Annotated in this window: 22 protein-coding genes and 1 pseudogene; 14 read left to right on the top strand and 9 right to left on the bottom strand. The window is 71.4% G+C overall.

The window, feature by feature from the left end; all coding sequences use genetic code 11:
- Positions 1-119 precede the first annotated feature (119 nt).
- Complete coding sequence (locus Val02_RS47830) at positions 120-1,334, bottom strand: NsdA family TPR-like regulatory protein (protein ID WP_239153648.1); 1,215 nt, start codon at positions 1,332-1,334, stop codon at positions 120-122.
- A 103-nt stretch (positions 1,335-1,437) separates the two neighbouring features.
- On the opposite strand from Val02_RS47830, the gene Val02_RS38185 reads away from it, so the two are divergent.
- Positions 1,438-1,773 carry a hypothetical protein gene (locus Val02_RS38185; RefSeq protein ID WP_203904198.1) on the top strand — a complete coding sequence of 112 codons (336 nt, stop codon included), beginning with the start codon at positions 1,438-1,440 and terminating at the stop codon, positions 1,771-1,773.
- Positions 1,774-1,790: 17 nt separating this feature from the next.
- Here Val02_RS38185 and Val02_RS38180 read toward each other — a convergent pair whose 3' ends face one another.
- The 3 genes from Val02_RS38180 to moaA are packed head-to-tail and all read right to left on the bottom strand — an operon-like array spanning position 1,791 to position 4,376.
- Positions 1,791-3,140, bottom strand: coding sequence for a metallophosphoesterase (locus Val02_RS38180; protein ID WP_203904197.1), 1,350 nt, complete (start codon positions 3,138-3,140; stop codon positions 1,791-1,793).
- Positions 3,137-3,376 (bottom strand): MoaD/ThiS family protein, encoded by a 240-nt coding sequence (locus tag Val02_RS38175; RefSeq protein ID WP_203904196.1) that lies wholly within the window; start codon positions 3,374-3,376, stop codon positions 3,137-3,139. Before Val02_RS38175 ends, Val02_RS38180 begins: the two co-directional genes overlap by 4 nt.
- Before the next feature lies 1 nt (position 3,377).
- Entirely contained in the window at positions 3,378-4,376 is a 999-nt protein-coding gene (gene moaA / locus Val02_RS38170; RefSeq protein ID WP_203904195.1) for a GTP 3',8-cyclase MoaA, read from the bottom strand.
- Between the two features lie 119 nt (positions 4,377-4,495).
- On the opposite strand from moaA, the gene Val02_RS38165 reads away from it, so the two are divergent.
- A complete protein-coding gene (locus tag Val02_RS38165) occupies positions 4,496-6,046 on the top strand; it encodes an alpha/beta fold hydrolase (RefSeq protein ID WP_239153647.1) in 1,551 nt (516 codons plus the stop codon).
- Between the two features lie 19 nt (positions 6,047-6,065).
- On the opposite strand, the gene Val02_RS38160 is transcribed toward Val02_RS38165, so the two are convergent.
- The 3 genes from Val02_RS38160 to Val02_RS38150 are packed head-to-tail and all read right to left on the bottom strand — an operon-like array spanning position 6,066 to position 10,348.
- Complete coding sequence (locus Val02_RS38160) at positions 6,066-6,932, bottom strand: fructosamine kinase family protein (RefSeq protein ID WP_203904193.1); 867 nt, start codon at positions 6,930-6,932, stop codon at positions 6,066-6,068.
- Positions 6,933-8,597 (bottom strand): GTPase, encoded by a 1,665-nt coding sequence (locus Val02_RS38155; RefSeq protein WP_203904192.1) that lies wholly within the window; start codon positions 8,595-8,597, stop codon positions 6,933-6,935.
- Positions 8,594-10,348: a P-loop NTPase family protein gene (locus tag Val02_RS38150; protein ID WP_239153659.1), complete on the bottom strand. Its 1,755-nt coding sequence runs from the start codon at positions 10,346-10,348 to the stop codon at positions 8,594-8,596. Before Val02_RS38150 ends, Val02_RS38155 begins: the two co-directional genes overlap by 4 nt.
- Before the next feature lie 933 nt (positions 10,349-11,281).
- On the opposite strand from Val02_RS38150, the gene dnaK reads away from it, so the two are divergent.
- The 4 genes and pseudogenes from dnaK (at position 11,282) to Val02_RS38130 (ending at position 15,401) form a co-directional block, all read left to right on the top strand.
- The gene (dnaK, locus tag Val02_RS38145) at positions 11,282-13,168 is read left to right on the top strand and encodes a molecular chaperone DnaK (protein WP_203904190.1); all 1,887 of its coding nucleotides are present in this window, start codon (positions 11,282-11,284) and stop codon (positions 13,166-13,168) included.
- 8 nt (positions 13,169-13,176) lie between these two features.
- Positions 13,177-13,776 (top strand): annotated as a pseudogene (gene grpE, locus Val02_RS38140) (nucleotide exchange factor GrpE); the annotation flags it as partial.
- A gap of 18 nt (positions 13,777-13,794) precedes the next feature.
- On the top strand, positions 13,795-15,006 hold the full coding sequence (gene dnaJ / locus Val02_RS38135; protein ID WP_203904188.1) for a molecular chaperone DnaJ: 1,212 nt from the start codon (positions 13,795-13,797) through the stop codon (positions 15,004-15,006).
- 50 nt (positions 15,007-15,056) lie between these two features.
- Positions 15,057-15,401, top strand: a complete 345-nt coding sequence (locus Val02_RS38130; RefSeq protein ID WP_203904242.1) for a heat shock protein transcriptional repressor HspR — start codon at positions 15,057-15,059, stop codon at positions 15,399-15,401.
- Between the two features lie 58 nt (positions 15,402-15,459).
- Here Val02_RS38130 and Val02_RS38125 read toward each other — a convergent pair whose 3' ends face one another.
- Together Val02_RS38125 and Val02_RS38120 are read right to left on the bottom strand one after the other, a co-directional pair.
- Positions 15,460-15,753, bottom strand: coding sequence for a hypothetical protein (locus Val02_RS38125; RefSeq protein ID WP_203904187.1), 294 nt, complete (start codon positions 15,751-15,753; stop codon positions 15,460-15,462).
- A gap of 83 nt (positions 15,754-15,836) precedes the next feature.
- Positions 15,837-16,268 (bottom strand): hypothetical protein, encoded by a 432-nt coding sequence (locus tag Val02_RS38120; protein ID WP_203904186.1) that lies wholly within the window; start codon positions 16,266-16,268, stop codon positions 15,837-15,839.
- Between the two features lie 197 nt (positions 16,269-16,465).
- On the opposite strand from Val02_RS38120, the gene Val02_RS38115 reads away from it, so the two are divergent.
- The 8 genes from Val02_RS38115 to Val02_RS38080 all read left to right on the top strand — a co-directional run bounded on the left by Val02_RS38115 (position 16,466) and on the right by Val02_RS38080 (position 24,017).
- Positions 16,466-17,512 carry a beta propeller repeat protein gene (locus tag Val02_RS38115; protein ID WP_203904185.1) on the top strand — a complete coding sequence of 349 codons (1,047 nt, stop codon included), beginning with the start codon at positions 16,466-16,468 and terminating at the stop codon, positions 17,510-17,512.
- Positions 17,513-17,581: 69 nt separating this feature from the next.
- Complete coding sequence (clpB, locus tag Val02_RS38110; RefSeq protein ID WP_203904184.1) at positions 17,582-20,194, top strand: ATP-dependent chaperone ClpB; 2,613 nt, start codon at positions 17,582-17,584, stop codon at positions 20,192-20,194.
- A gap of 80 nt (positions 20,195-20,274) precedes the next feature.
- Positions 20,275-20,895, top strand: coding sequence for a hypothetical protein (locus tag Val02_RS38105; protein WP_203904183.1), 621 nt, complete (start codon positions 20,275-20,277; stop codon positions 20,893-20,895).
- A 3-nt stretch (positions 20,896-20,898) separates the two neighbouring features.
- Entirely contained in the window at positions 20,899-21,696 is a 798-nt protein-coding gene (locus Val02_RS38100; protein ID WP_203904182.1) for an SDR family NAD(P)-dependent oxidoreductase, read from the top strand.
- A 13-nt stretch (positions 21,697-21,709) separates the two neighbouring features.
- Positions 21,710-22,378 carry a hypothetical protein gene (locus tag Val02_RS38095; protein ID WP_203904181.1) on the top strand — a complete coding sequence of 223 codons (669 nt, stop codon included), beginning with the start codon at positions 21,710-21,712 and terminating at the stop codon, positions 22,376-22,378.
- Positions 22,379-22,396: 18 nt separating this feature from the next.
- Positions 22,397-22,936 (top strand): orotate phosphoribosyltransferase, encoded by a 540-nt coding sequence (gene pyrE / locus Val02_RS38090; RefSeq protein WP_203904180.1) that lies wholly within the window; start codon positions 22,397-22,399, stop codon positions 22,934-22,936.
- Positions 22,937-22,994: 58 nt separating this feature from the next.
- Positions 22,995-23,375, top strand: coding sequence for an ArsR/SmtB family transcription factor (locus Val02_RS38085; protein ID WP_203904179.1), 381 nt, complete (start codon positions 22,995-22,997; stop codon positions 23,373-23,375).
- Positions 23,376-23,378: 3 nt separating this feature from the next.
- The gene (locus Val02_RS38080; RefSeq protein WP_203904178.1) at positions 23,379-24,017 is read left to right on the top strand and encodes a class II aldolase/adducin family protein; all 639 of its coding nucleotides are present in this window, start codon (positions 23,379-23,381) and stop codon (positions 24,015-24,017) included.
- The last annotated feature ends 41 nt before the right edge of the window (positions 24,018-24,058 follow it).

The following is a 24,058-nucleotide window of genomic DNA, read 5'->3' as shown; positions in this document are numbered from 1 at the left end:
ACCGCCACGCCGGTCGGGGCGTGCTCCCCAGGGTGAAGATCGTGGATCGTGGAGCACCAGTGCTGCCTCCGGCGCAGTGGATCAACCCTCGTGCACCAAGATCCACGATCATCCGTCGGTCAGGACGCGAGCGCGCGCAGCCGCTCCGTGAATTCGTCCACGGCACGCTCTCCCGGGAAGCGCTTACGCAGCGCGGCGGCCAGCGTGCGGGATCGCATCAGCAGGCCCGGCAACGAACGGCGGCCGTGCGACAGCGCCCGTTCGCCCTCGGCGAGCGCCTCCTCCAGTTCACCGGCCCGCGCGGCCACGACGCCGAGCGTGATACGTGCCTCCGCCGCGCGCATCGGTTTGATCAGCGCACCCGTCGGATCGGTCGACGTGCGCAGCACCTCGTGGGCGTACATGGCGGCAAGCGTGTCCTCGCCGAGATCGCGATAGCAGTCGGTGATGTAGAAGTCCCACTTGGCGGGGTCCACGACGAAGTGATCGTCGACGTCCTCGGGGTAGGGCAGCGAGTCCAGCAGCGCCCGGCCGCGATCCAGGGAGATCTCGACCTCGCGCCGGTCGCCGAGGCGGGCCCACGCCCGGGCACGCTGCGCCAGCAGTTGCACCCCGACGCTGTGCGAGAGGTCGACGGCGTCGAGGCCGGCATCGGTAGCGGCGATCGCCGCGCGGCAGCGATCCTGGGTCAGCGCGAACCAGGCACTCATCTCGTGCGCCCAGCCGACCACATCCGCGCTCCCGGCCTCCTTGCCGAGCGAGTGCGCGGCACGGCGGGTCGCCTCCGCGTCGGCGCGCCGGTCCAGGTCGTACTCGACGCAGCCCACCAGCAGCGCCAGCCGCCCGGCGAGAACGAGCACCTCCCGGTGTTGGGCGAGGCTGAGTCGCCGGTCGAGCAATCCGGTCAAGCGGGACAGCCAGCGCTGGGCCTCGTCGCGGAGCGGCGCCGGGGAGGCGTGCGAGTACTCGCGGCTGAGCCGCTGCACCGTGTGCCGCAGCGCGTCGATGGTCGCCTGGTCGACGGCGGAGGCGCGGATGCGTTCGAGGACCTCGACCGTGGACAGCTCGGCGTCGGCCGTCGGACGGGGGTCATCGCGCTCGGGCGGGAAGATCACGGCCGTGGCGGTCCCGAAGGTCCGCGCGATGATCCGCTGGTGGAACGGACCCGGGTGCACCTCGCCGGACTCCCAGCGCTTCCACTGGCGCACGAGCGAGTCGTGGCCGGCGAGATTTCCGTGGGCGGCCAGCGCACGCACCACGTCGGCCTGTGACCAGCTTCGGGCGAGGCGTTCCGCGCGTAGCCGTCGGGCCCACGGGGGCCGGTCGTCGCCCATGCGGCCCAGTCTCGCGCGCGGCGCAGGACAGCGGAAGGTGACAGCGGATGTCCCCACCGTGGCACCTGCGCCGGCGGCCCGATATCCGCCACGATCGCTCGGCATGACGACCACGAAGAGGCCGCCGATCTCCGAGGCCGGTGCGGCGGAGGTGCTCGCCCACGCGATGCGCGACGTCACCACCGTCTACGACAAGCGCGACGCTGTCCTCGCCTGGCGGATGAACCCGCGCGCGATCCTGATCCTCGCCTCCTGGGTGGAGGACGCCCGCCGGGCCGAACGGCGCCGCGTGCTCGCCGACGTCGACCGGGAGATCGCCGTCGCCGACGCGGACATCGCTCAGCTGCCCCAGGGCGACGACGGCTGGGCCATCGCCTACCGCAGTGGCATGCGCCGTGCCCGACTGGCCGTCACCCAGGGCCCCTACCTGCTCGACTGAGGGCCGGCGCGGGCCGGTCAGGTGGTGCGGAGTTCGATCACGGAGACCTGGGGCGGCGCTCCCACTCGCACCGGCGGCCCCCAGAACCCGGCGCCGTTCGTCACGTAGACCTTGGTGCCGTCGACAGTCCCGAGCCCGGACACGATCGGCTGCTCCACGGCCACCAGCGCCCCGAACGGCTGGATCTGCCCGCCGTGCGTATGGCCCGACAGCTGCAGGTCGACGCCGTACCGGGCCGCGTCCTCGGCCACCACCGGCTGGTGGGCGAGGAGCACGACCGCCTTGTCGCGGTCCCGGTCGCCGAGCGTCTTCTCGAAGTCGGGGCCGTGCGCGAAGGCGTCGCCGGTGACGTCGTTGACGCCGGCGAGGTCGAGGCCGTCGATCTCGACGCGTTCGTTCTGCAGGGGGCGCAGGCCCAACTCGGCGGCCTCGTCGATCCACTGCTCATAGCCGGAGTAGTACTCGTGGTTGCCGGTCACGTAGAAGCTGCCGTGCGTGGCGCGCAGCCGGGCGAGCGGTTCGGCGGCGGCACCGAGTTCCTCGACGCTGCCGTCGACCAGGTCGCCGACGATCGCGATGAGGTCCGGGTCGGTGCCGTTGATGGCGTCGACGATCCGGGTCGTGTGCGCCCGGCCGGCCAGCGGGCCGAGGTGGATGTCGGAGACGACGGCGATGCGGAAGCCGTCCATGCCGCGGGGGAGTCTGGCCAGCGGGACGCGCACCCGGTCGAGCTGCGGGCCGCCGAGGGCCTGGGTCATGCCGTAGCCGACCGTCGCCACGGAGGTCACGCCGGCCGCGACGGCCAGACCGCGGGCGAGTAGCAGCCGCCGCGACGGGTTGGGCGCCGCCCCGTCGGTATCCGGAGCCGCGGCGCCGGTCCCGGCCGGCCCGGCAGCACCCGGCGATGCGACCGCGTCGACGCCGACGTCCCGGCCGACAACACCGCTGGCCGGGTCGTCCGAGGAGGCGGGGGAGGAGGAAGAGGCCGCGTCGTCGTCCCGGGAGACCCCGACCGACCCGGCCGCCGCCGACACCGCGGGCGCCGAGGGATCCGCGCCCCCGCGCGCCCAGGTCAGCCGCAGCACCAGCCGCGGAATCTCCAACACCAGCAGGATCACGAACAGGTAGAACATGATCGCGAGCCACACGTACCCCGGCCACGCGATCCACCGGGACACGGAGATCGGCGCCGACCGGGTGGCGATCAACGTGCCGACCGTCATCACGGCGAGCGCGACCGTCACCCACCCGCCCACGCGTCGCCGCCGGCGACTGACGAACGTGTCCTTGACGAGCCGTTTCCACAGGTACAGGTGGAGCAGTCCGAGAACGGCGAACAGCACCACGAAGAACACTACGATGATCATCCTCCGGCGAACGGGGGCAGCACGTCGACGGTCGCCCCCGGCTGCAACGGAGCGGCGAGGTCACGGCTGGAGAGGCCGTCGACCAGGAAGCTACATGCGGTGAGGACCCGCGCGAGGCGTTCCCCGTGAAGTGAAACGACGGCCTCGACCACGGCGCCGAGCGAGTCCGCCTCGATCTTCTCCTCGGTGACCCCGGCCGCGGCGCGCGCGGCGGCGAAGTAACGCACCAGCACCATGTCAGCCCCCGATCGCCGACATCGGCCGGCTCGGCTGCAGGAACGACGGATCGTCGATCCCGTGCCCGGGCAGCTTGGCGGCCATCGCCCCGGCCCACGCGTCGGCGATCGCGTCGTCGGAGGAGCCGTCGCGCAGGAGCCCGCGCAGGTCGGTCTCGGTGCGGCTGAACAGGCACGAGCGCACGGCGCCGTCGGCGGTGAGCCGGGTCCGGTCGCAGGCGCCGCAGAAGGGGCGGGTCACGCTCGCGATCACCCCGACCTTCGCCGGTCCGCCGTCCACCAGCCACGTCTCGGCGGGTGCGGCGCCGCGATGCTCCGGGTCCGGTTCCACGTGGAACGTCGTGCGCAGAGCCGCCAGGATCTCCGCGGCCGTGACCATGGTGTCCCGCCGCCACACGTGCCCGGCGTCGAGCGGCATCTGTTCGATGAACCGCAGCTCGTAGCCCTGGGCCAGCGCAAAACGCAGCAGCGGAACGGCCTCGTCGTCGTTGACCCCGCGCATCAGCACGGTGTTGAGCTTGATCGGCCCGAGCCCGGCGGCCCGTGCCGCATCGAGCCCGTCGAGCACCTCCGTCAGTCGGCGACGGCGGGTCAGCTCGAAGAAGCGTTCGGGCTCCAGGGTGTCCAGCGAGACGTTGATCCGGTCCAGCCCGGCCTCCCGCAACGGCGACGCGTGCCTGGTGAGGCCGATGCCGTTGGTGGTGAGCGAGATCTGTGGGCGTGGATCGAGGGCCGCCGTCGCGGCGACGATCCCGACGAGTCCGGGCCGCAGCAGCGGCTCCCCGCCGGTGAACCGGATCTCATCGACCCCGAGCCGGGTGACCGCGATGCGCACGAGGCGAACGACCTCGTCGTCGGTGAGGAGTCGTTCGCTCGGCAGCCAGGTCAGGCCCTCGGCCGGCATGCAGTAGGTGCAGCGCAGATTGCACTTGTCGATCAACGACACGCGCAGGTCGGTGGCGACCCGACCGTAGCGGTCGGTCAGTGCCCGCACCGTCATCAGCCAACCCTACCCGGATCCCTAAGGGTGCCCGTGCCTCCTGAGGGGGATGCGTGATGTGCATCGATGTACCAAGGTTTTCCCCAGTCAAGTTCGTTGATGAACTAGGGGGAGGCTACGTGAACCGAACAGGCAGACGCGTCACCGTCGCGTTCGCCGGCGCCGTCACGCTGGTGGGCCTGCTGCCCGGGGTCGCGAAGGCGGCACCGGCACCCGACGGGGCCGGCGCGGTCCCGCCGATCGCGTGGGCGCCGTGCGTGGACGCTCCGGAAGCCGACTGCGGCACCGTCACCGTTCCGATCGACTGGAGCCGGAAGAACGGCCCCACCATCCAGATCGCGCTGGCCAGGCGCAAGGCGCTCGACCCGGCCGCCCGGGTGGGCACCCTGGTCATGGACCCTGGCGGTCCGGGCGGTCCCGGCGCCGAGCTGATCAAGCAGACCGGGGACATCTTCACCAAGGAACTGCAGCGGCACTACGACCTCGTCGGGTTCGACCCGCGCGGGGTCGGCAACAGCCACCCGGTGCAGTGCGAGGACCAGCCGTTCCCGGCCTTCGAGGAGCCGACCAATCAGGCGCAGTTCGACGAGCTGAAGGCGTTCAACCGCGCCTGGGTGGAGAACTGCCGGCGCAACACCGGACCGCTGTACGACTTCGTGGACACCAACAGCGTGGCCCGCGACATGGACGCGATCCGCGCCGGCCTCGGCGACAAGAAGCTCAACTACCTGGGCATCTCCTACGGAACGCTGATGGGCACGGCCTACGCCGAGCTGTTCCCGCAGCGGGTGGGCCGCTTCGTGCTCGACAGCAACATGGACCACAGCCTGAAGACCACGTGGGGCTTCGTCAGCACGGAGAGCCGCGCCGCGCAGGAGAACTTCGACCAGTTCGTCGCCTGGTGTCGACGCAGCACGCTGTGCATCCAGCACGGCCGTGACGTGCGGGCGATCCACCACGAGATCCTCAAGAAGGCCGAGGCGGGCGAACTGGTCTTCGAGCTGCCCGACGGCAGCACCTGGGTCGTGACGCCGCTGCGCTACCTGAGCGAGCTCAACGGCTCGTTCTACGGCCCCAACTGGGACTACGTCACCGAGCTGATGGACACCCTGGAGAAGGCCGGCAACGGCGCCACCGCGCAACTGCCGGCCGGCGCGTTCGAGGGCCCGACCGTGCAGGAACTGGTCACCGACCCGTTCACCGCCGTGTTCTGCGAGGACTGGGCGCTGCCGGTGCGCAACTACGCCGAACTGAAGGCCATGCGCATCGCGTCGCAGACCCTGGTGGCGCCGGACATGCAGGTGTCGCCGCTCGGCTGGGGCGCCACGCTCGGCTGCATCGGCCTGGAGAACAGGGTCCGCAACCCGCAGCACGACCTGAAGATCCGCGGCGTCGACTCGCTCCTGATGGTCAACTCTCGGTACGACCCGGCGACCCCGTGGCAGTGGGCGACCGCCGCCGCGTCCCAGGCGAAGGCGCCGTTGCTTCGCTACGACGGCTGGGGGCACTACGCCTACGAGAAGAGCACCTGCGTCTCCGGCAAGACGGACGCGTTCCTGATCACCGGCAAGCTGCCGCCGCGTGGCGCGAGCTGCCCGGCCGTCGAGCCGGTCTTCGAACCGCACGCGCGCGGCGCCACGGCGCCGTCGCTGCCGAAGAACCGCTGGTAACAGGGGCCCGGGCGGGTGCTCACAGGAGTGCCCGCCCGGCCCGCATCACGGCGTCCCGGTAGCCGCCGCCGAAGAGCGCGGTGTGCACCAGCAGCAGGTACAGCTGGTGCGCCGGGACCCGGGTGCGCCAGCCGTCGGCCAGCGGCCACGCCTCGTCGTAGGCGGCGATGACGCGTTCCAGCAGAGGCGTTCCACCGAAAAGTGCGAGAAGCGCGAGGTCGGTCTCGCGGTGACCGCCGTGGGCGGCCGGGTCCACCAGCCACACGCGGTCGGCGGCCCACACGACGTTGCCCGACCACAGGTCACCGTGGATGCGCGCCGGCGGCTCGTCGCCGCCGAGGGCCGGGATCCGCTCCAGCGCCCGGTCCAGCACCGCGGCGTCGGCGGCCGAGATCGCGCCCCGGTCGACCGACAGCTTCACGAACGGCGCCAGCCGCCGCGCCACGAACCACTCCGCCCACCGCGCGTCGCCGGCCGCGTTGTCCAACGGCAGCCGCCCGATGAACCCCGGCCAGGGCGCGCCGAACGCGTCGGCCCCGGCCCGGTGCAGGTCGGCCAGGTCGCGCCCGAAGCGCTCCGCCGCGGGCTTCGACGGCTCGTCGGGCTCGATCCATTCGAGCGCCAACAGCTCCGGCAGTTCCACCAAAACTTCCGGCACGGGAACGGCCTGAGCCTCGCGGAGCCACCGCAACCCGGCGGCCTCGGCCGCGAAGAAGCCGTCGGGCGCACCGGTCAGCGACTTCGCGAAGACCGACGCGCCGTCCTCCAGGGTCAGCCGCTGCGCCACACAGATCGAGCCGCCGGAGACGGGTGTCTCGCGCAGCCGCTGATGGGTCAGGAACGCCGGCAGATGCTCGGGGTGTTCCCGCAGGTAGGGCAGGTCCATTCAGTTCTTCCGCACCAGGGCGAGGGTCTCCCGCGCCCGCCCGTAGGAACCCAGCACCGCGCGCACCGGTTCGACGATCATCTCGGCGGCCACGTTGGCGACGGCGTTGCGCAGCTTCTTGTCGGCGCTGCGACGGGCCCGGCGGGCGCCGATGGTGATCAGCGGGCGGACCACCACGGACAGCAGCAACCCGAACAGCAGGCCACCGGCGAGCATCGCGGTCGGCAGCGGGATGCCGCCGTACGTGGGCGCCGGCAGGTCCGGCAGCCCCAGCACCAGCCACAACAGCCGCACCCCGAGCCAGGCGAGCCCGACCAGCGCGACCGCCGCCGCCACCCACTGGACGATGCCCACCACCCGCCACCAGAGCCGGTGTTCGGCCAACCCGAGATCCGTCCGGGTGATCGCGACGTCGAGCGCGTCGGGAACGTCGTGCAGCTTCGAGCGCGCCGCCGCCAGCAACGCGGCCGGCCACGGCTCGGGAAGCGCGCGCACGCCGCCGGAGCCGTGCGTGCTCACCGCCCGGTCCGCCACGGCCCGCCCGGCGAGCGCCACGGCGGCCTTCTCGGCGGCGGTCGACGTCGGCAGCGAACTCGCCGGCACCACCTCCGCCTGCCCCGCTCCCCCGAGGTGCAGCCGCCGCAGCGGATCCGGCCGCATCCGCCGGAACCAGCGCACCAGCGGCCAGCCCATCGCCCGGCCCGCCCGGTGCAGGTAGGCCTGCTCGGTGGCCTCCACGACGGCCGGCACACCGGCGGCGTCGGCGAGCGCGTCGCTCAGCCGGCGCACCGTGTCCCGGTCCAGCGCGGCCTCGCCCGCCTCCACCGACACCAGCGGCGCGAGGTCCTCCGCGACGGCCTTCACGTCGGCGGTCAACCGGCGCAGCAGGCCCTGCCGGCTCGACACGCCGTACTCCAGCGCATGGCGCAGGGCACCTGTCCCCGGCGCCGTCACCGCAGACGTGATCACCACCGGAACGTCCACCAGCCCGTCCGCGTCGAGCAGCCGGCGCAGGTCGGCGACGACGCGTTCGGCGTCGGTCTGACCGAGCAGGTCGGCCTGGTTGAGCACGACCACGGTGATGTCGCGGTGCCGGGTGAACCGGCTCAGGTACTGCTCGTGCACCACCTTGTCGGCGTACTTCTGCGGGTCGAGCACCCACACCACCAGGTCGACCAGTTCGAGCAGGCGGTCCACCTCGGCGCGGTGCGACTCGTGCACCGAGTCGAAGTCCGGCAGGTCGACCAGCACCATCCCGCGCAGGGCGGCCTCGTCGTCGCCGTCGAGCGCGCTCTCCCGGCTGAACCGGCGCCCCGACGGCACGCCCAGCCAGTCCAGCAGCGGCTTGGCCCGGTCCGGTCCCCAGACGCAGACGTGTGCCAGACCGGTCGTCGGCCGGCGCACCCCCACCTGCGAGAGCTGGAGCTTCGCGATGGCGTTGAACAGGCTGGACTTGCCGCTGCCGGTCGCCCCGGCGAGCGCCACGACGGTGTGGTCCCGGGACAGCGCGAGCCGCTTGCCGGCCTTCGTCACCACCTCGCGGGCCTTGCCGAGCGTCGCCTCCGGCACGGCACCGGTGACCGTCTGCAGGAACGCGTTCAGCGCCTCGACCCGGCTGACGAGATCGTCGGCGTTGACGCGGGACGGGCTGGTCGTGAGCGTCACGTGGGCTCCTCCGTCGGCGGCCGGGTGGCGCCGTTCAGCGCGAGGCGGGGCAGCTCCTGGGTCGCGTGCGCCGGAAGGTCGGTGACCCGGCGGGCGGTCGCCACGGCGGCGGCCGCGTCGCGCAGCCGTTGCGCAGAGCCGAGGTCGACCCCGGTCGAGGCGCGCACCGCGTCGAACCGGTCCGCCTCGGCGTTCAGGGCGGTGCGGACGCGCTTGAGCAGATCCGTGCGCGCCCGTTCCGCCAGGGAACGCACCGCCTGATCGCCGAAGATCGCCTCCAGCACCTTCTGCGCCGCGATCGTCGTGCCGGCCGCGGTCGCCACCTCGGCCCCGGTCGGGATGAACGCCGTCGCCGCGAAGACGCTCACCATCACCAGCAGCCCGGTGGCGTTCACGGCGTAGGCGCTCGCCTTGGCCAGGGCCAGCTTGCCCTGCGCCTCCTCGCGCACCAGGTCCAGCACGCCGCGCTGCCAGTCGCGGACCAGCCGTTCGGCGCGTTCGCCCAGCTCCGGCGAGGGGAACGCCAGTTCGGCCGTCACCAGCTCCTTGCCGGCCGGGTGGGCCCGCCAGGCGGCGGCCGTGCGTTCGGCCGCGTCGGCACCGGCGCTGCGGATCAGCGTCACCACGCCCGACTCCAGCGCCGCCTGGAACTGCTTCCCCGGCGCCGGTCGCCCGGTCAGCGCGGCCACCACCCGGTCCCGCGCGTGGCCGATCCGCGCCTGCAGCGCACGCATGAGGTCGCCGGTGCCGACCAGTTCCTGCCAGCGGGCGAGCACCTCCCCGCGCAGCAGCACGCCGTCGCGCATGCCCTTCTCGACGGCCTGGTACGCCTCCCGGTACGCCGTGCGCACCGCCTCGTCCAGCGCCTGCACCGCGCTCACCTGGTCCTCGGCCGCGGCCGACAGGCGCCCGACGGTCGGCTGCAGGGCGTCGACCGCCCCGCCGACGGTCTGCCGCACCACGGCCGAACGCGCAGCCGCCGAACTCGCCAGCTTGTCGAACCAGGCCCGCAGGGGGAGCACAACCCGTTCCGCCAGAAGGCCCTGACCGTCGAGGGAGGTCTCGGGCAGGACGAACAGCGGGGCGCTCGCCAGGCCGTGCTCCCGCAACATGCCCATGAGGTGCGGCCCGATCTCGTCCGCGGCCCCCGGCGGAACCCGGTCCAGGACCAGGGCCACGACGGTGCCGCGCTCCCGGGCGGTGCGCAGCAGCCCCCACGGCACCGCGTCCGCATAGCGCGCGGCCGTCGTCACGAACAGCCAGAGGTCGGCGGCGGCGAGCAGTTGCCCGGCGAGTGCCCGGTTGGCCTCCACCACCGAGTCGATGTCGGGCGCGTCCAGGAACGCCAGCCCCGGCGTCATTCCCGGCGCGGTCACCACCTGCATCGACTCCGGGTCGTTGCTCGGGCTCGCGGTGCGGGTGAGCCCCGGCAGGAGCTGATTGGCGGAGAACCACGACGAGTCCGTCGGGTTGCACACCAGAACGGGCGCCCGGGTCGTCGGCCGCAGCACGCCCGGTGTGCTCACCGGCGCCCGCACCAGGCTGTTGACCAGCGTCGACTTGCCCGCACCGGTCGAACCGCCGACCCCCACGAGCAGCGGCGCGTCGAGCCGGCTCAGCCGGGGCAGCAGGTAGTCGTCGAGCTGGGCCAGGGTGGCGGCCGCGTCCGCGGTGGCCCTTTCCGCGCTCGGGGTGCGCAGGGTGTACCTGGTCGAGACGAGCACGTCCCGCAGCCGCCCGAGCGCCTGCATCAGGAACGGCACCCCGCCGGCGGTGATGTCCGGCTGCTGCTTCGGTTTTTTCTGGAGCGGCTTCTCCGGGAGCGGCGTCTCCCGGGCCGGCCTCTCCGGTGCGGCGGGTGCGGCGGCGAGGCGGCTGCGGGCGCCACCGCGCAGGGAGGGATCCGGCTGGTCGGCGGGCAGGAACAGCGGCTCCTCCCGCATGAACGTCGGGTCGTACGCCGGGGCGAAGAACGGGTTGGCCGATTCGTCGGCCCTGGCCTCCGGCCCCGCCCCGCTATCCGTCTCCGCGGGGATCTCGGGAAGGGTGAGCCGCACCTGCTGAACGTCCGGCTCCTGCACGGCGGGTGTCTCCGGCTCCGCCGCAGCCCCGTCCCCCGGCTCGTGCTGCGGCGGCGGCGCGGGCTCGCCCGGCGGCTCCGTCTGATCGGCTTCGTCGGTCGGTGGCAGGTCGACGGCCGACGGCGCTTCGTCGGTCGGCTCGGCGGGCGTCTCCGTGGATGTCGGCTCGGTGGGCGCCGGCCCGTCGGGCTGGGGCCCCGCCGCGGCCTCGGCGGGAGCGGGCGCAGGAGCGTCCGAAGGGATGTCCGGCGCGGCCTCTTCGCGCGGCGTCCGGGTAGGTAACGGTTCGGTCACCGACGATGGGACCGCCGGTGTTTCGGACTCCGGTCGGGGCGTCGGCTGCGGCCCCGGCGGCCCCGGCTCGCTGGGCTTGTTGGTGCGCCTGGCCAGGGGAACCGGGGTGAGCGCCCGCGCCCGCCCGGACTCGCCCGGTGGCTGCGAAGGGTCGCTCTGTGAGGTCACGGTGTAAAGGGTGCCTGATCAGTGCCGAACGCGACAGTCCAACCCGCGGTCGGGCATACTTGCGCCTGGCAGACTCAACTTCTAACCTTGAGCCCGTCAGACTCAACTCTCCATGCATAGCCAATCCGGAGGAACACCACCATGGCACGTGCGGTCGGCATCGACCTGGGGACCACCAACTCGGTGGTCGCCGTTCTCGAAGGTGGCGAACCCACCGTCATCGCCAACGCCGAGGGCGCCCGCACGACGCCGTCGATCGTCGCGTTCGCGCGCAACGGCGAAGTGCTCGTCGGCGAGGTGGCCAAGCGGCAGGCGGTGACCAACCCGGACCGGACCATCCGTTCGGTCAAGCGGGAGATGGGCACCAAGTGGTCCATCGACATCGACAGCAAGGGCTACTCCCCGCAGGAGATCTCGGCGCGCGTGCTGATGAAGCTCAAGCGCGACGCGGAGGCGTACCTCGGCGAGACCATCAGCGACGCCGTCATCACCGTTCCCGCGTACTTCAACGACGCCCAGCGGCAGGCCACCAAGGAGGCCGGCGAGATCGCGGGCTTCTCCGTCTCCCGCATCGTCAACGAGCCCACCGCGGCCGCCCTGGCCTACGGGCTCGACAAGGGCTCCAAGGAGGAGACCGTCCTGGTCTTCGACCTCGGTGGCGGCACGTTCGACGTGTCGCTGCTGGAGCTGGGCGAGGGCGTCATCGAGGTCAAGTCGACCTCCGGTGACAACCACCTCGGTGGTGACGACTGGGACCAGCGCATCATCGACCACCTGGTGAAGACGTTCCGCGGGCAGCACGGGATCGACCTCGCGCAGGACAAGATGGCGATGCAGCGGCTCAAGGAAGCCGCCGAGAAGGCGAAGATCGAACTCTCCGCCGCCTCCAACACCACCATCAACCTGCCCTACATCACCGCGTCGGCCTCCGGCCCGCTGCACCTGGACGTGAGCATCTCGCGGGCCGAGTTCCAGCGGATGACGCAGGACCTGCTGGACCGCTGCAAGGGCCCGTTCGAGCAGGCCGTGAAGGACGCCGGGATCAAGGTCAGCGACGTGGACCACGTGATCCTCGTCGGTGGTTCGACCCGCATGCCGGCCGTCACCGACCTGGTCAAGACGCTCACCGGTGGCAAGGAGCCCAACAAGGGCGTCAACCCGGACGAGGTCGTCGCCGTGGGCGCCGCGCTGCAGGCCGGTGTGCTCAAGGGTGAGGTCAAGGACGTTCTGCTCCTCGACGTGACCCCGCTGTCCCTGGGCATCGAGACCAAGGGCGGCATCATGCACAAGCTCGTCGAGCGCAACACGACCATCCCGACCAAGCGGTCCGAGGTCTACACCACCGCCGACGACAACCAGCCCTCCGTGCTGATCCAGGTGTACCAGGGCGAGCGCGAGATGGCGGCGTACAACAAGAAGCTCGGGACGTTCGAGCTGACCGGCATCCCGCCGGCGCCGCGTGGCGTGCCGCAGATCGAGGTCACGTTCGACATCGACGCCAACGGCATCGTGCACGTCGGTGCGAAGGACCTCGGCACCGGCAAGGAGCAGTCGATGACGATCACGGGCGGTTCCGCGCTGCCCAAGGACGACATCGAGCGCATGATGCGCGACGCCCAGGACCACGCCGACGAGGACAAGCGGCGCAAGGAGGAGGCGGAGACCCGTAACCTCGCCGAGGCGCTGCAGTGGCAGACCGAGAAGTTCCTCGCGGAGAACGGCGACAAGATCCCGGACCAGAACAAGGGCGAGATCCAGGACGCGCTCGGCGACCTGCGCTCCGCGCTCGGCGGCACCGACACCGAGAAGATCAAGGACGCGCACGAGAAGCTCGTGGCCGTCTCGCAGGCCGCCGGCAGCGCGCTGTACCAGCAGGCGCAGGCGACCGGTGCGGGTGAGACGCCGGGCGGCGGTCCCTTCGACGGTGGCGCCGGTGACGCGGCGGGCGGCGGCCCGTCGTTCACCAAGACGGACGCCGCCGACGACGTGGTCGACGCCGAGATCATTGACGAGGACGACAAGAAGTGACCGACGCGCCGCGTGACGCCGACAAGGGCGTGACCGACGACGCCGCGAAGGCCGACGAGGTCGACGCGGACGCCAAGGACGTCACGGAGTCCGCCGACTCCGTGACGGACCCCGCGGAGAAGGAAGCGAAGGAGGCCGAGCCCGAGGCGGCGCCGGCCGCGGAGAAGGACGGCCCGGCCGAACTGGCCAAGGTGCGCACCCAGTTGGAGGAGCGCACCAAGGACCTCCAGCGCATCACGGCCGAGTACGCCAACTACCGCAAGCGGGTCGAGCGGGACAAGGCGCTGGTGGTCGAACAGGCCAGCGGCAACGTGCTCGCGGCGCTCCTGCCCGTTCTCGATGATCTGGATCGGGCACGCGACCACGGCGACCTCACGGGTCCCTTCGCGGCGGTGGCCGACCAGCTGGTCGCGGCGGTGGGGAAGTTCGGCCTCACGCCCTTCGGCGAGGAGGGCGACCCGTTCGACCCGACCCGGCACGAGGCGGTCGCGCACTCGACCTCCGCCGACGTGACGGAGCCGACGTGCGTCACGGTTATGCGCCGCGGCTACCTGCTGGGCGAACGGCTGCTCCGACCGGCCCTGGTCGGCGTGGCGGATCCTGAGTAAGCGGAGGGGAGGCGGACGGTGAGCTCCAAGGACTGGTTGGAGAAGGACTACTACAAGGTGCTGGGGATCGGCCGATCCGCCTCCACCGACGAGATCAAGAAGGCCTACCGGAAGCTGGCCCGGGAGTCGCACCCGGACCACAACCCCGGCGACAAGGCCGCGGAGGCGAAGTTCAAGGACGTCTCCGAGGCCAACGCCGTGCTCTCCGACCCGGCCAAGCGCAAGGAGTACGACGAGACCCGCGCGCTGTTCGGCTCGGGTGCGTTCCGGCGCAACCCGCGCACCGGCGGGGGTGGCGGCGGAGGCGTGCCGTTCGACCTCGGCGACCTGTTCGCCAACCGGGGGCCGGCTCCCGGTGCGGGCACCGCGGCAGGCGGGCGGTTCGGCGGCGGGATCTCCGACCTGTTCAGCTCGTTCTTCCAGGCGGGCGGCCAGCAGGCGGACGGACGGCGCAACCGCGGACGGGACGTCGAAGCGGAGCTGACGCTCGACTTCGTCGAGGCCGTGCAGGGCACCACGCTGCCGCTGACCATCCGGGCGCCGGGGCAGTGCGAGGTGTGCAAGGGTTCCGGGGCCAAGCCGGGCACCGAGCCGCGCACCTGCCCGACCTGCAAGGGGGTCGGCCTGGTCACCTCCAATCAGGGGGCGTTCCAGCTGGCCGACCCGTGCCGGGACTGCCAGGGCGTGGGCACGATCGTCGACGAGAAGTGCCCCGAGTGCCGGGGCAGCGGCGCCGTCTCGAAGGTGCGCACCATGACCGTGCGCATCCCGATGGGGGTCGCCGACGGGCAGCGGATCCGGCTGGCCGGCAAGGGCGAGCCGGGCGAACGCGGTGGGCCCCCCGGCGACCTGCACGTGCTGATCCGGGTCAAGCAGCACGACCTGTTCACGCGCACCGGGCACGATCTGGCGCTGACGCTGCCGGTGACGTTCGTGGAGGCCACGATGGGCGCGGACCTGACCGTGCCCACGCTCGACGGTCAGGTGACCGTGCGGGTGCCTCCGGGGACGCCGACCGGCCGGGTGCTGCGGGTTCGGGGGCGTGGGGTGCCGCGCCGGGGTGGTGCGCCGGGCGACCTGCTTGTCACCATTGAGGTCGAGGTGCCGAAGGAGTTGTCGCCGGAGGCGCGCAAGGCGTTGGAGGAGTTCGCCGCGCACATCCCGCGTGCGTCGCGGGACCGCATCGACGCGGAGCTGCGCCGGGCGGCGGGACGGAGGTCGACCCAGTGACGCAGTTCGAGGCCGAGGCCAAGGTCCTGATCATCTCGGTGGCCGCCAAGATGGCCGGGATGCATCCGCAGACGCTGCGCCAGTACGACCGGCTGGGGCTGGTCCAGGCGCAGCGCACGCCGGGCGGCGGCCGCCGGTACAGCGCCCGCGACGTCGCGCTGCTGCGCGAGATCCAGCGCCTGTCCCAGGAAGAGGGCGTCAACCTCGCCGGCATCAAGCGGATCATCGACCTGGAGAACTGGGTGACCGAGCTGCAGCAGCGGGTCGCCGACCTGGAGCAGGCGCTGGAGCACGCGCATCAGCTCCTGGAGCAGACCCGCTCGGCCGGGTTCCCGCGCGGGCGGGAGATCGTCCCGCTGAGCCAGAGCGCCGTCGTGGTCTGGCGGCAGCGGTAGCGGTTCGCCGCGGAACGGGTGCGTCCCCCCAGGGCCGCACCCGTTCGCGTATGACGGGCTAGTCCTCCTCCGCCCAGAAGTCGAACAGGCGCGAGCCGCCGGCGCAGGACTTCGTCGAGGCGACCCCGCCCGTCTTCCACTGGCCGTAGTGGATGGTGGAGATCGGGTCGCCGGGCTTCAGGACGACGCACTCGATGCCGACCCGGTAGGTGCCGGAGGTGCAGGTGGCCGACGCTCCGTTGGTGCCGGAACGCTGCGTCGTGCAGGACGCAGCTCGCGCCGGTGCGCCGGCGATCGCCAACGTCGAACCGGCGACCGCCAGTGTGATCACTATGCGTGTCAGTGACTTCATGCGTCGAGCATGGACGCGTGTCACTGTCTCCGACGAGAGGCGGCGGTGACGTGCGGTGTGCCCGAGGCGACTACCCGAAGGGGTCAGGTGATGCGGCGCGGGTTGCGAACGAGCCCGCCCTCGCACCAGTCGTGGTAGTCGAACCGGCTCGGGTCGCTCTGCAGCTGCCGCACGTTGTGCGCCCACGTGGTGAGCCACTGGTCGCCCTGCTCCTCGGCCAGCTCCACGAACTTGCGCAGTTTCCGCTTCGGGTGCGCCCGGAAGTTGGTCCGGATGGCGTCGGCCGCGTAGATGTACAGCGAGTGCAGCGCGAACCGCCGCGCCGGACAGGCCGGATCCAGCGCCAGCTCGAACACCGTGGGGACCAGACGATCGCTGGAGACCAGAAGGTCCCAGTCGACCGGCATGTCCTCGAGCTGAACGGAGTCAGGTCGGTAGGCCCACGCCCGCAACTCCTCGGGCGCCGGATCGACCGGGTTGGCGAAACCCCGGAAAGACTCTTGCTGCACGCTCACGGCGACTCCCGATACCCGGCCCCAGGGGTGGAACGGCGTCACGGTAACCGGTCGATGGGCTCGAGCGGAAGACCCCGAAATCGGCCGATCACATACCGTTATTCGCGACGTGGTGTAGACGGCACTTCGACGCCGGGTGTTCACTGGCAGCGGGGGCGCCGATGGGCACGCATCAAAGACGGTCGACGTTGCTCATCGTGCTGCTTCTGATCGGTGCGGCCAGCGGTGGCGGCAGTTGTGAGCCGACCCCGCCGCCCCGGCCGGCACCGTCGTCGATGGGATCCCCGGTGCCGCGGGTGCCCACCGGTGAGCGGTACAACAAAGTGGACGTGCTCACCGGTCAGCAGGTTCGAGGGCTGGAGTTCGTGTCATCGGAGACCGGCTTCGCGCTCTTCGCCGACTGCGGGCAGCGGTGCCGGGGCGCGCTGTTCGTGACGTTCGACGGCGGGCAGAGCTGGCTGGAGCGGCCGCTGCCGTTCGCCTGGGCGGACGAGCTGCACATGGACGCCGTCGACGCGCACACCGTGCTGATCTACACCGGGCCGCGGAGCTGGTTCTTCTCGCGCGACAGCGGCCGGACGTTCACGGCGGTCGCCGAGTTGCCGGCGGAACTGATCGCCGCGGCGCGCGACAGCGATCCGGACTGCGCGTTCGGCAGCGTGTGTCAGACCCGGCCGCTGATCGAGGTGGAGGTGCCGGTCGGCCAGGCGGCGCTGCCGGGCCAGGTGCGGGCCGGCGCGACGGCCGCGGCGACCCGCCAGCGGTGGGCGGCGTCCGTGCAGGAGGGGCGGGTGCACGTGGCGACCAGCCGGGACGGCGGCCGCAGTTGGGAGGCGGTGCCCGATCCACCCGGTTCCTCGCCGGCGCCGACCAGTGTCGACCTCGAGGTCTCCGCCGACGGGACGGAACTGTGGCTGGTCACCGGCGGCCCGTCCGGCATCGTGAACGTGTGGCTGCTCGGCGACGGGCACTGGTTCGGGGTCGGCGAGGCGCGTGATCTGGGTCCGCAGCGCACCTCGTCGGTGGCGCTCGGGCGTGGTTATCTGGCGATGGCCGGCAGCCGGTTCGGGTTCCTGTCCAACACGGGGTACTGGTGGCCGAAGGATCTCGGCGGCTACGTGCAGCGGGTGCGGGCGGCGGCGGACGGCACGGTGCAGGCGTTCGGCCGGCCGGGCGAGGTGTGGCTCGGTGTCGGGCAGGGCGGGGAGCGGTCCTGGTTCCACGTTGTGCTCGAAGGAGAGTAGGCGCGGAAAGTTGAGCCGGGTAGACTCAACCCGTATCCACGCCGTCCTTCACTCACCTATCGGGGAGTCATGAACGCCGAACGCCTCACCAGGAAGAGCCGCGAGGTGATCACCTCCGCGGTCGCCATGGCCAAGCAGCGCGGACACGCCACCGTTGAGCCCTGGCACCTGCTGCTGGCTCTGTTGGACACCGGTGGTTCGACCGCCACCGCACTGCTGCGCGCCGTCGGGGCCAACCAGGCCGACGTGCGCCGCGCCGCCGCCCTCGCCCTCGACAAGCTGCCCTCGGCCACCGGTTCGAGCGTGGCCGAGCCGGTGTTGTCCCGGGAGTTCGCCAACGCGATCGGGGCCGCCGAGCAGGTCGCCCGTTCGCTCGGGGACGAGTACACCTCGACCGAGCACCTGCTGGTCGGGCTCGCCCGCACCGGTGGGCAGGTCGCCGAGCTGTTCAAGCGCTCGGGTGCCTCGGAGGAGGCGCTCGTGGCGGCGTTCCCCCAGGTCCGGGGCGGCGATCGGAAGGTCACCAGCGACGAGCCCGAGCAGACCTACCAGGCGCTGGAGAAGTACAGCGTCGACCTGACCGCCCGGGCCAAGGAAGGCAAGATCGACCCGGTGATCGGCCGCGACTCGGAGATCCGCCGGGTCATCCAGGTACTCAGCCGGCGCACGAAGAACAATCCCGTCCTGATCGGCGAGCCGGGCGTGGGCAAGACCGCCATCGTGGAGGGGCTGGCCCAGCGCATCGTGGCCGGTGACGTGCCCGAGTCGCTGCGCGACAAGCGCCTGGTGTCGCTGGACCTGGCGGCGATGGTCGCCGGTGCCCAGTACCGGGGGCAGTTCGAGGAGCGGCTCAAGAGCGTTCTCGAGGAAATCAAGAACTCCGACGGACAGATCATCACGTTTCTCGATGAACTGCACACGGTGGTCGGGGCCGGTAAGGGCGAGGGCTCGATGGACGCCGGCAACATGCTCAAGCCGATGCTCGCCCGCGGCGAGCTGAGGATGGTCGGCGCCACCACGCTCGACGAGTACCGGGAGAACATCGAGAAGGACCCCGCGCTGGAGCGCCGCTTCCAGCCCGTCGTGGTGGGTGAGCCGAGCGTCGAGGACACCATCGGCATCCTGCGCGGCCTCAAGGAACGCTACGAGGTGCACCACGGCGTGCGGATCACCGACGGCGCGCTGGTCGCCGCGACCGCGCTCTCGGACCGGTACATCACCGACCGCTTCCTGCCGGACAAGGCCATCGACCTGGTCGACGAGGCCGCCTCGCGGCTGCGCATGGAGATCGACTCGCGCCCGACCGAGATCGACGAGATCGAGCGGGTGGTGCGCCGCCTGGAGATCGAGGAGATGGCGCTCGCCAAGGAGCCCGACGCCGGCAGCGCCGAACGCCTCAGCCGCCTCCAGGCCGAGTTGGCGGAGCGCCGGGAGCAGCTCTCCGCCCTGACCGAGCGCTGGCACGTCGAGAAGGAGCACATCGGCCGGATCAGCACCGTCAAGGAGGAGCTCGAACGCCTCCGCGGCGAGGCCGAGCGCGCCGAACGCGACATCGACCTGGCCCGCGTCGCCGAGCTGCGCTACGGCCGCATCCCCGAGCTGGAGCAGGAACTGACCCGCGCCCAGGCGGAGCTGACCAGCCTGCAGGCGGCCGGCGCGATGCTGAAGGAGGAGGTCAGCGCCGACGACATCGCGGCCGTGGTGGCGTCCTGGACCGGGATTCCCGCCGGCCGGATGCTGGAGGGCGAGACCGCCAAGCTGCTGCGCATGGAGGAGCAGCTGACCGGTCGGGTGATCGGGCAGAAGGAGGCCGTCGCCGCCGTCTCGTCGGCCGTGCGGCGGGCGCGCGCCGGCATCGCCGACCCGGACCGCCCCACCGGCAGCTTCCTCTTCCTGGGGCCCACCGGCGTCGGCAAGACGGAGCTGGCCAAGGCGCTGGCCGAGTTCCTCTTCGACGACGAACGCGCCATGATCCGCATCGACATGAGCGAGTACGGCGAGAAGCACTCGGTGGCGCGGCTGCTCGGTGCCCCGCCCGGCTACGTCGGGTACGAGGAGGGCGGCCAGCTGACCGAGTCGGTGCGCCGCCGGCCGTACTCCGTCGTCCTCATGGATGAGGTGGAAAAGGCGCATCCGGACGTGTTCGACGTGCTGCTGCAGGTGCTCGACGACGGCCGGCTGACCGACGGTCAGGGGCGCACGGTGGACTTCCGCAACGCGATCCTCATCCTCACCAGCAACCTGGGTTCGCAGGTGATCGCCGACCCGACGCTCTCGGACGAGCAGCGCAGCGACGCGGTGATGGCGGTGGTGCGCGGGCACTTCAAGCCGGAGTTCCTCAACCGGCTCGACGACGTGGTCGTCTTCCACGGCCTGACCAGCGAGGATCTGCGTTCGATCGTGGACATCCAGCTGGACCGGCTGGCCAAGCGGCTCGCCGACCGGCGGCTGCTGCTGGAGGTCACCGACGCGGGCCGGGACTGGCTCGCCGACTTCGGGTACGACCCGGTCTACGGCGCCCGGCCGTTGCGGCGTTTGGTACAGACCGCCATCGGGGATCAGTTGGCCGGGGCACTGCTCGCCGGCGAGATCCACGACGGCGACCGGGTTCTGGTCGATCTCGGCGACGACAAGAAGCGGCTCTCCGTCCGGAGGGCGATATCCACCCGCAAGACGACGTAGACGATCTCCTTCTCAGGACGGTCGCGAGCCCGAGGGGCGGTCGATAGCGTGACCGCGGGAACACACGAAGGGAATACCTGATGGCATATCCCGAAACGCCGGGCCAGCCCGCCGCCCCAAGGGCCAGGCCGACCACCGTCACCGTCGCCGTGTACTGCCTGTACGCGCTGGCGGCGCTTCAGCTGCTCGGCATCATCGCCGCCCTGGCGGTCATCGGGCCGACGCTCGACGCCGTCAAGGACTACGTCCCGGAGGGCCAGGACCGGGACCTGATCATCACCAGCACCAACATCGGCGTCTACGTGGGCATCGGCCTCGCGGTGCTCTTCGCGGTCGCCTGGGTCATCCTGGGCTTCTTCGACTCCAAGGGCAAGCAGCCCGCCCGCATCGTCACCTGGGTGCTGGGCGGTCTGTTCCTCTGCTGCGTCTCGTTCAGCCTGCTCGGCACCGCCGCCGGTAGCCTTCTCGGGGGCGGCGGCGAGGTCAACGGGATCGACCAGGACGAGCTGGCCCGCCGGATCGAGGACGCCACCCCGGGCTGGGCGAACCTCGTCTCCACCGGGGGCTCGGTCCTCCAGCTGATCCTCGTGCTCATCGCGGTGATCCTGCTGGCGCTGCCGCAGTCGCACGACTTCTTCCGCAAGCCGCAGGCGGAGTGGCAGCCGCCGGTCGACGGCGGCTACTACCCGCCGTCCGCGTAGGAGATGGAGCCGACGGGTCGCGCGTTGGTCACCGGTGCCACGTCCGGCATCGGTGCCGCGTTCGCCCGTCGGCTCGCCCATGAGGGCTACGACCTGATCCTCGTCGCCCGCGACGCGGAGAGACTGGCCTCCGTCGCCGGTGTGCTCCGCGCGGACACGGGTCGCTCCGTCGAGGTCCTTGCCTCCGATGTGGGAACGCCCGAAGGCTGCGACGCCGTCGCCGCCCGGCTCGGCGACGTGGACCTGCTCGTCAACAACGCCGGCTTCAGCCTGGGGCGGACGTTCCTCGAGTCCTCCGTGGCGGCCGAGGAGGAACTGCTCCGCGTCAACGTGCACGCGGTCATGCGGCTGACCCTGGCGGCCCTGCCCGGCATGGTCCACCGCGGCCACGGCGGGATCGTCAACGTGTCGTCCGTGGCGGGGTTCGCGTCGATGCAGCCGGGGTCGACGTATCCGGCCACGAAGGCGTGGGTCACCAACTTCTCGGAGTCGATCGCCGGGGCGGTCGCTCATCTCGGGGTGCGCGTCACGGCGTTGTGCCCGGGGTACACGCGCACGGAGTTCCACGCGCGGGCCGGGATCGACATGTCGAGGACGCCGGACTGGATGTGGCTCGACGCCGACGCCGTGGTGCGCGAGGGGCTGCGGGACCTGCGGCGCGGCCGGCCGGTGAGCGTGCCCGGCCTGCGGTACAAGGTCGTGGTGTGGGGCGTGCGGCATCTACCGCGACGGCTGATCCGGCGGATCTCGCGGGACGTGCGCGGTCGGATCGGTAGGCCGTCCCCGGGAGACCGGGCTTAGTACGCTCCGAGCTATGTCGGGCACGAACGACGGATGGGCCTCCCCCTCGCTGTCGCCTGTCCCCGCGTCGGGGGCGGTTCCCCCGATGCCGCCCGCCGCGGCTCTCGCGGGCACCGCGGCGGCGGGGCTGCCGTTCGACCCGGACAGCAACTACGGGTTTGCCGGGCCGCCACGCCCGCCGGCACCGCCCCGCGAGCCGGGTGCCCGCACCGTCGGCAGCGCCGTGGTGACGACCGCCGTGGGCCTGTCGTACACGGGAGTGGCCGTCGCCCTGGCCGAGATTCTCCTGATCATGCTCGCTCTCGCCGGTGCCGTCTCGCAGGATTCGGGTGATCTCAACAGCACCGTCGAACGGCTCGTCGTCGAGTTCTACGCGATGCTGGTGGTCTTCGCGTGGCTGGTTCCGGCCGCCGGGGTGGTGCTGGCGGCGACGCACACCCGCCGCGGCAGCAACGTCGCCCGGTTCCTGTTGGCGGCTCTGCTGGGCGCGCTGGGGCTCCTCCGGGTGTGCGCACTTGGACAGGCCGTAATCAATCCGGACTCGACGACCTCGCTCGACCAAGCAGTGGTCGTATCGATATCCATCAGCTCCATGGTGCTCGGTACGATGGCCCTCGTCGCCGCCGTGTTGCTCCTCACGCCGCCGGCGCAGCGCTACTTCGAGGGCGTTCACCGATCCTGACCGGATACGCTGCGATCCATGTCGGACCGCGATGAGCTGCGTAGACTTATTCAGAAAGTGGCCGTTGTGCATGGCCGAGTCGTGTTGTCGTCAGGACGGGAGGCGGACAGCTATATCGATATGCGTCGGCTGACGTTGCACCATGCCGGAGCACCCTTGGTTGGTCGGGTCATGCTGGAAGCGACCTCCGACCTGGAGTTCGACGCCGTCGGTGGGCTCACGCTGGGTGCCGATCCGGTGGCGACCGCAATGCTCCACGCCGCCGCTGCCCAAGGCCGTGAACTAGACGCTTTCGTAGTACGGAAAGGTGAGAAGGCTCACGGGCTTCAGCGACGTATCGAGGGGCCTGACGTAGCGGGTCGACGGGTACTCGCGGTGGAGGACACGTCGACCACCGGGGGGAGTGTGCTCACCGCTGTGGAGGCATTACGGCGGAATGGCGCCGAAGTGACCGGTGTAGCGGTTATCGTCGATCGCGGCGCGGGTGAGGCGATTCGCGCCGCTGGGATGATCTATCGCTCAGCGTTCTCGTTGGCTGACCTCGGCCTCATGGCTTGAAAAAATGTCGATTCGGACCTGCGTATATGCAGGCGAGTCGATGCTGGTTGGTGGAAGGATGGGTTTTGTGGGAACTGCGTTGGCTGAAATGACGATGCCTCAGATCTCGCCGCTTGCCGGCGAGCCGATCGACCGTGCTGACGCCGAGCGACTTGCCGGCGTCCTGAAGGCGCTCGCCGACCCGGCGCGCCTTCGGCTGTTGAGCCTTATCCAGTCCTCGCCCGATGGCGAGGCGTGCGTGTGTGACCTCACCGCGCCGCTGGGACTCTCGCAGCCGACCGTGAGCCACCACCTCCGGATCCTGACCGAAGCCGGTCTGCTGGAGCGGGAGAAGCGTGGTGTGTGGGCGTTCTACCGGCTGGTGCCGACCGCGATCGGGACGATCGCGGATCTGCTGACCCCGCCGCGTAAGCGCGCCACCCGTAAGGCCCCCCGGTAGCGGGTGGTCGACGGACGCGGCCCGTGCCAAGACCTGGTGCGGGCCGGCCGGAAAGTGGTGGCGGCGGGTCTCGTCGTGGGCTCGGGCGGCAACCTGTCCGCCCGGGCTGAGGACCCCGACGAGATCTGGGTGACGCCGACGGGTGCGTGGCTCGACGAGCTTTCCGTGGGGGAGCTGTCGCGCGTGCGCGTCCGGGACGGTTCGCTGATCAGCGGGCCCGCTCCGACCAGTGAGCTGGCCCTGCACGTGGCCACCTACCGGGCCCGGCCGGACGTGTCGGCCATCATCCACCTGCATCCGCAGGCGCTGTTGCTGCTCGATGCACTGGATGAGCCGGTACGCCTGGTGACGACCGATCACCGGTTCTTCGTGCGCCGGGTGGCTCGGACGCCGTTCCACCCGCCGGGCGGGACGGAGGTGGCGGAGGCCGCCGCGGACGCCTCCCGCGACGGCACCGACTGTGTGGTGCTCGGTAACCATGGGTGTTCGGTCCTGGGGGACTCCGTCGATCTGGCCCTCAAGCGCGTCTTCAACCTCGAAGAGGCAGCCAGGCTGACCTATGCCGCGCTGGCGCTGGGACGGGCGGACTCGCTGCGCGGCCTTCCGCCGGAGTGGCCGGGCGGTTCATCCGTCAGTGTCTGACGGCCGGTACATTGACTCTCCGTGGACACCGCTGAGAAGAC

It is taken from the genome of Virgisporangium aliadipatigenens (assembly GCF_016863615.1).
Lineage (GTDB): Bacteria > Actinomycetota > Actinomycetes > Mycobacteriales > Micromonosporaceae > Virgisporangium > Virgisporangium aliadipatigenens.
The sequence above is the reverse complement of the archived record's forward strand: the minus strand, read 5'-3'. Positions and strand labels throughout refer to the sequence as shown.

What these genes read in the sequence shown, in the direction of transcription:
- Val02_RS47830 (WP_239153648.1), bottom strand. Translation starts at nt 1,334, where the DNA reads ATGGGCGACGACCGGCCCCCGTGGGCCCGACGGCTACGCGCGGAACGC.
- Val02_RS38185 (WP_203904198.1), top strand. Translation starts at nt 1,438, where the DNA reads ATGACGACCACGAAGAGGCCGCCGATCTCCGAGGCCGGTGCGGCGGAG.
- Val02_RS38180 (WP_203904197.1), bottom strand. Translation starts at nt 3,140, where the DNA reads ATGATCATCGTAGTGTTCTTCGTGGTGCTGTTCGCCGTTCTCGGACTG.
- Val02_RS38175 (WP_203904196.1), bottom strand. Translation starts at nt 3,376, where the DNA reads ATGGTGCTGGTGCGTTACTTCGCCGCCGCGCGCGCCGCGGCCGGGGTC.
- moaA (WP_203904195.1), bottom strand. Translation starts at nt 4,376, where the DNA reads ATGACGGTGCGGGCACTGACCGACCGCTACGGTCGGGTCGCCACCGAC.
- Val02_RS38160 (WP_203904193.1), bottom strand. Translation starts at nt 6,932, where the DNA reads ATGGACCTGCCCTACCTGCGGGAACACCCCGAGCATCTGCCGGCGTTC.
- Val02_RS38150 (WP_239153659.1), bottom strand. Translation starts at nt 10,348, where the DNA reads ATGCAGGCGCTCGGGCGGCTGCGGGACGTGCTCGTCTCGACCAGGTAC.
- dnaK (WP_203904190.1), top strand. Translation starts at nt 11,282, where the DNA reads ATGGCACGTGCGGTCGGCATCGACCTGGGGACCACCAACTCGGTGGTC.
- Val02_RS38130 (WP_203904242.1), top strand. Translation starts at nt 15,057, where the DNA reads ATGGCCGGGATGCATCCGCAGACGCTGCGCCAGTACGACCGGCTGGGG.
- Val02_RS38125 (WP_203904187.1), bottom strand. Translation starts at nt 15,753, where the DNA reads ATGAAGTCACTGACACGCATAGTGATCACACTGGCGGTCGCCGGTTCG.
- clpB (WP_203904184.1), top strand. Translation starts at nt 17,582, where the DNA reads ATGAACGCCGAACGCCTCACCAGGAAGAGCCGCGAGGTGATCACCTCC.
- Val02_RS38105 (WP_203904183.1), top strand. Translation starts at nt 20,275, where the DNA reads ATGGCATATCCCGAAACGCCGGGCCAGCCCGCCGCCCCAAGGGCCAGG.
- Val02_RS38100 (WP_203904182.1), top strand. Translation starts at nt 20,899, where the DNA reads ATGGAGCCGACGGGTCGCGCGTTGGTCACCGGTGCCACGTCCGGCATC.
- Val02_RS38095 (WP_203904181.1), top strand. Translation starts at nt 21,710, where the DNA reads ATGTCGGGCACGAACGACGGATGGGCCTCCCCCTCGCTGTCGCCTGTC.
- pyrE (WP_203904180.1), top strand. Translation starts at nt 22,397, where the DNA reads ATGTCGGACCGCGATGAGCTGCGTAGACTTATTCAGAAAGTGGCCGTT.
- Val02_RS38085 (WP_203904179.1), top strand. Translation starts at nt 22,995, where the DNA reads ATGGGTTTTGTGGGAACTGCGTTGGCTGAAATGACGATGCCTCAGATC.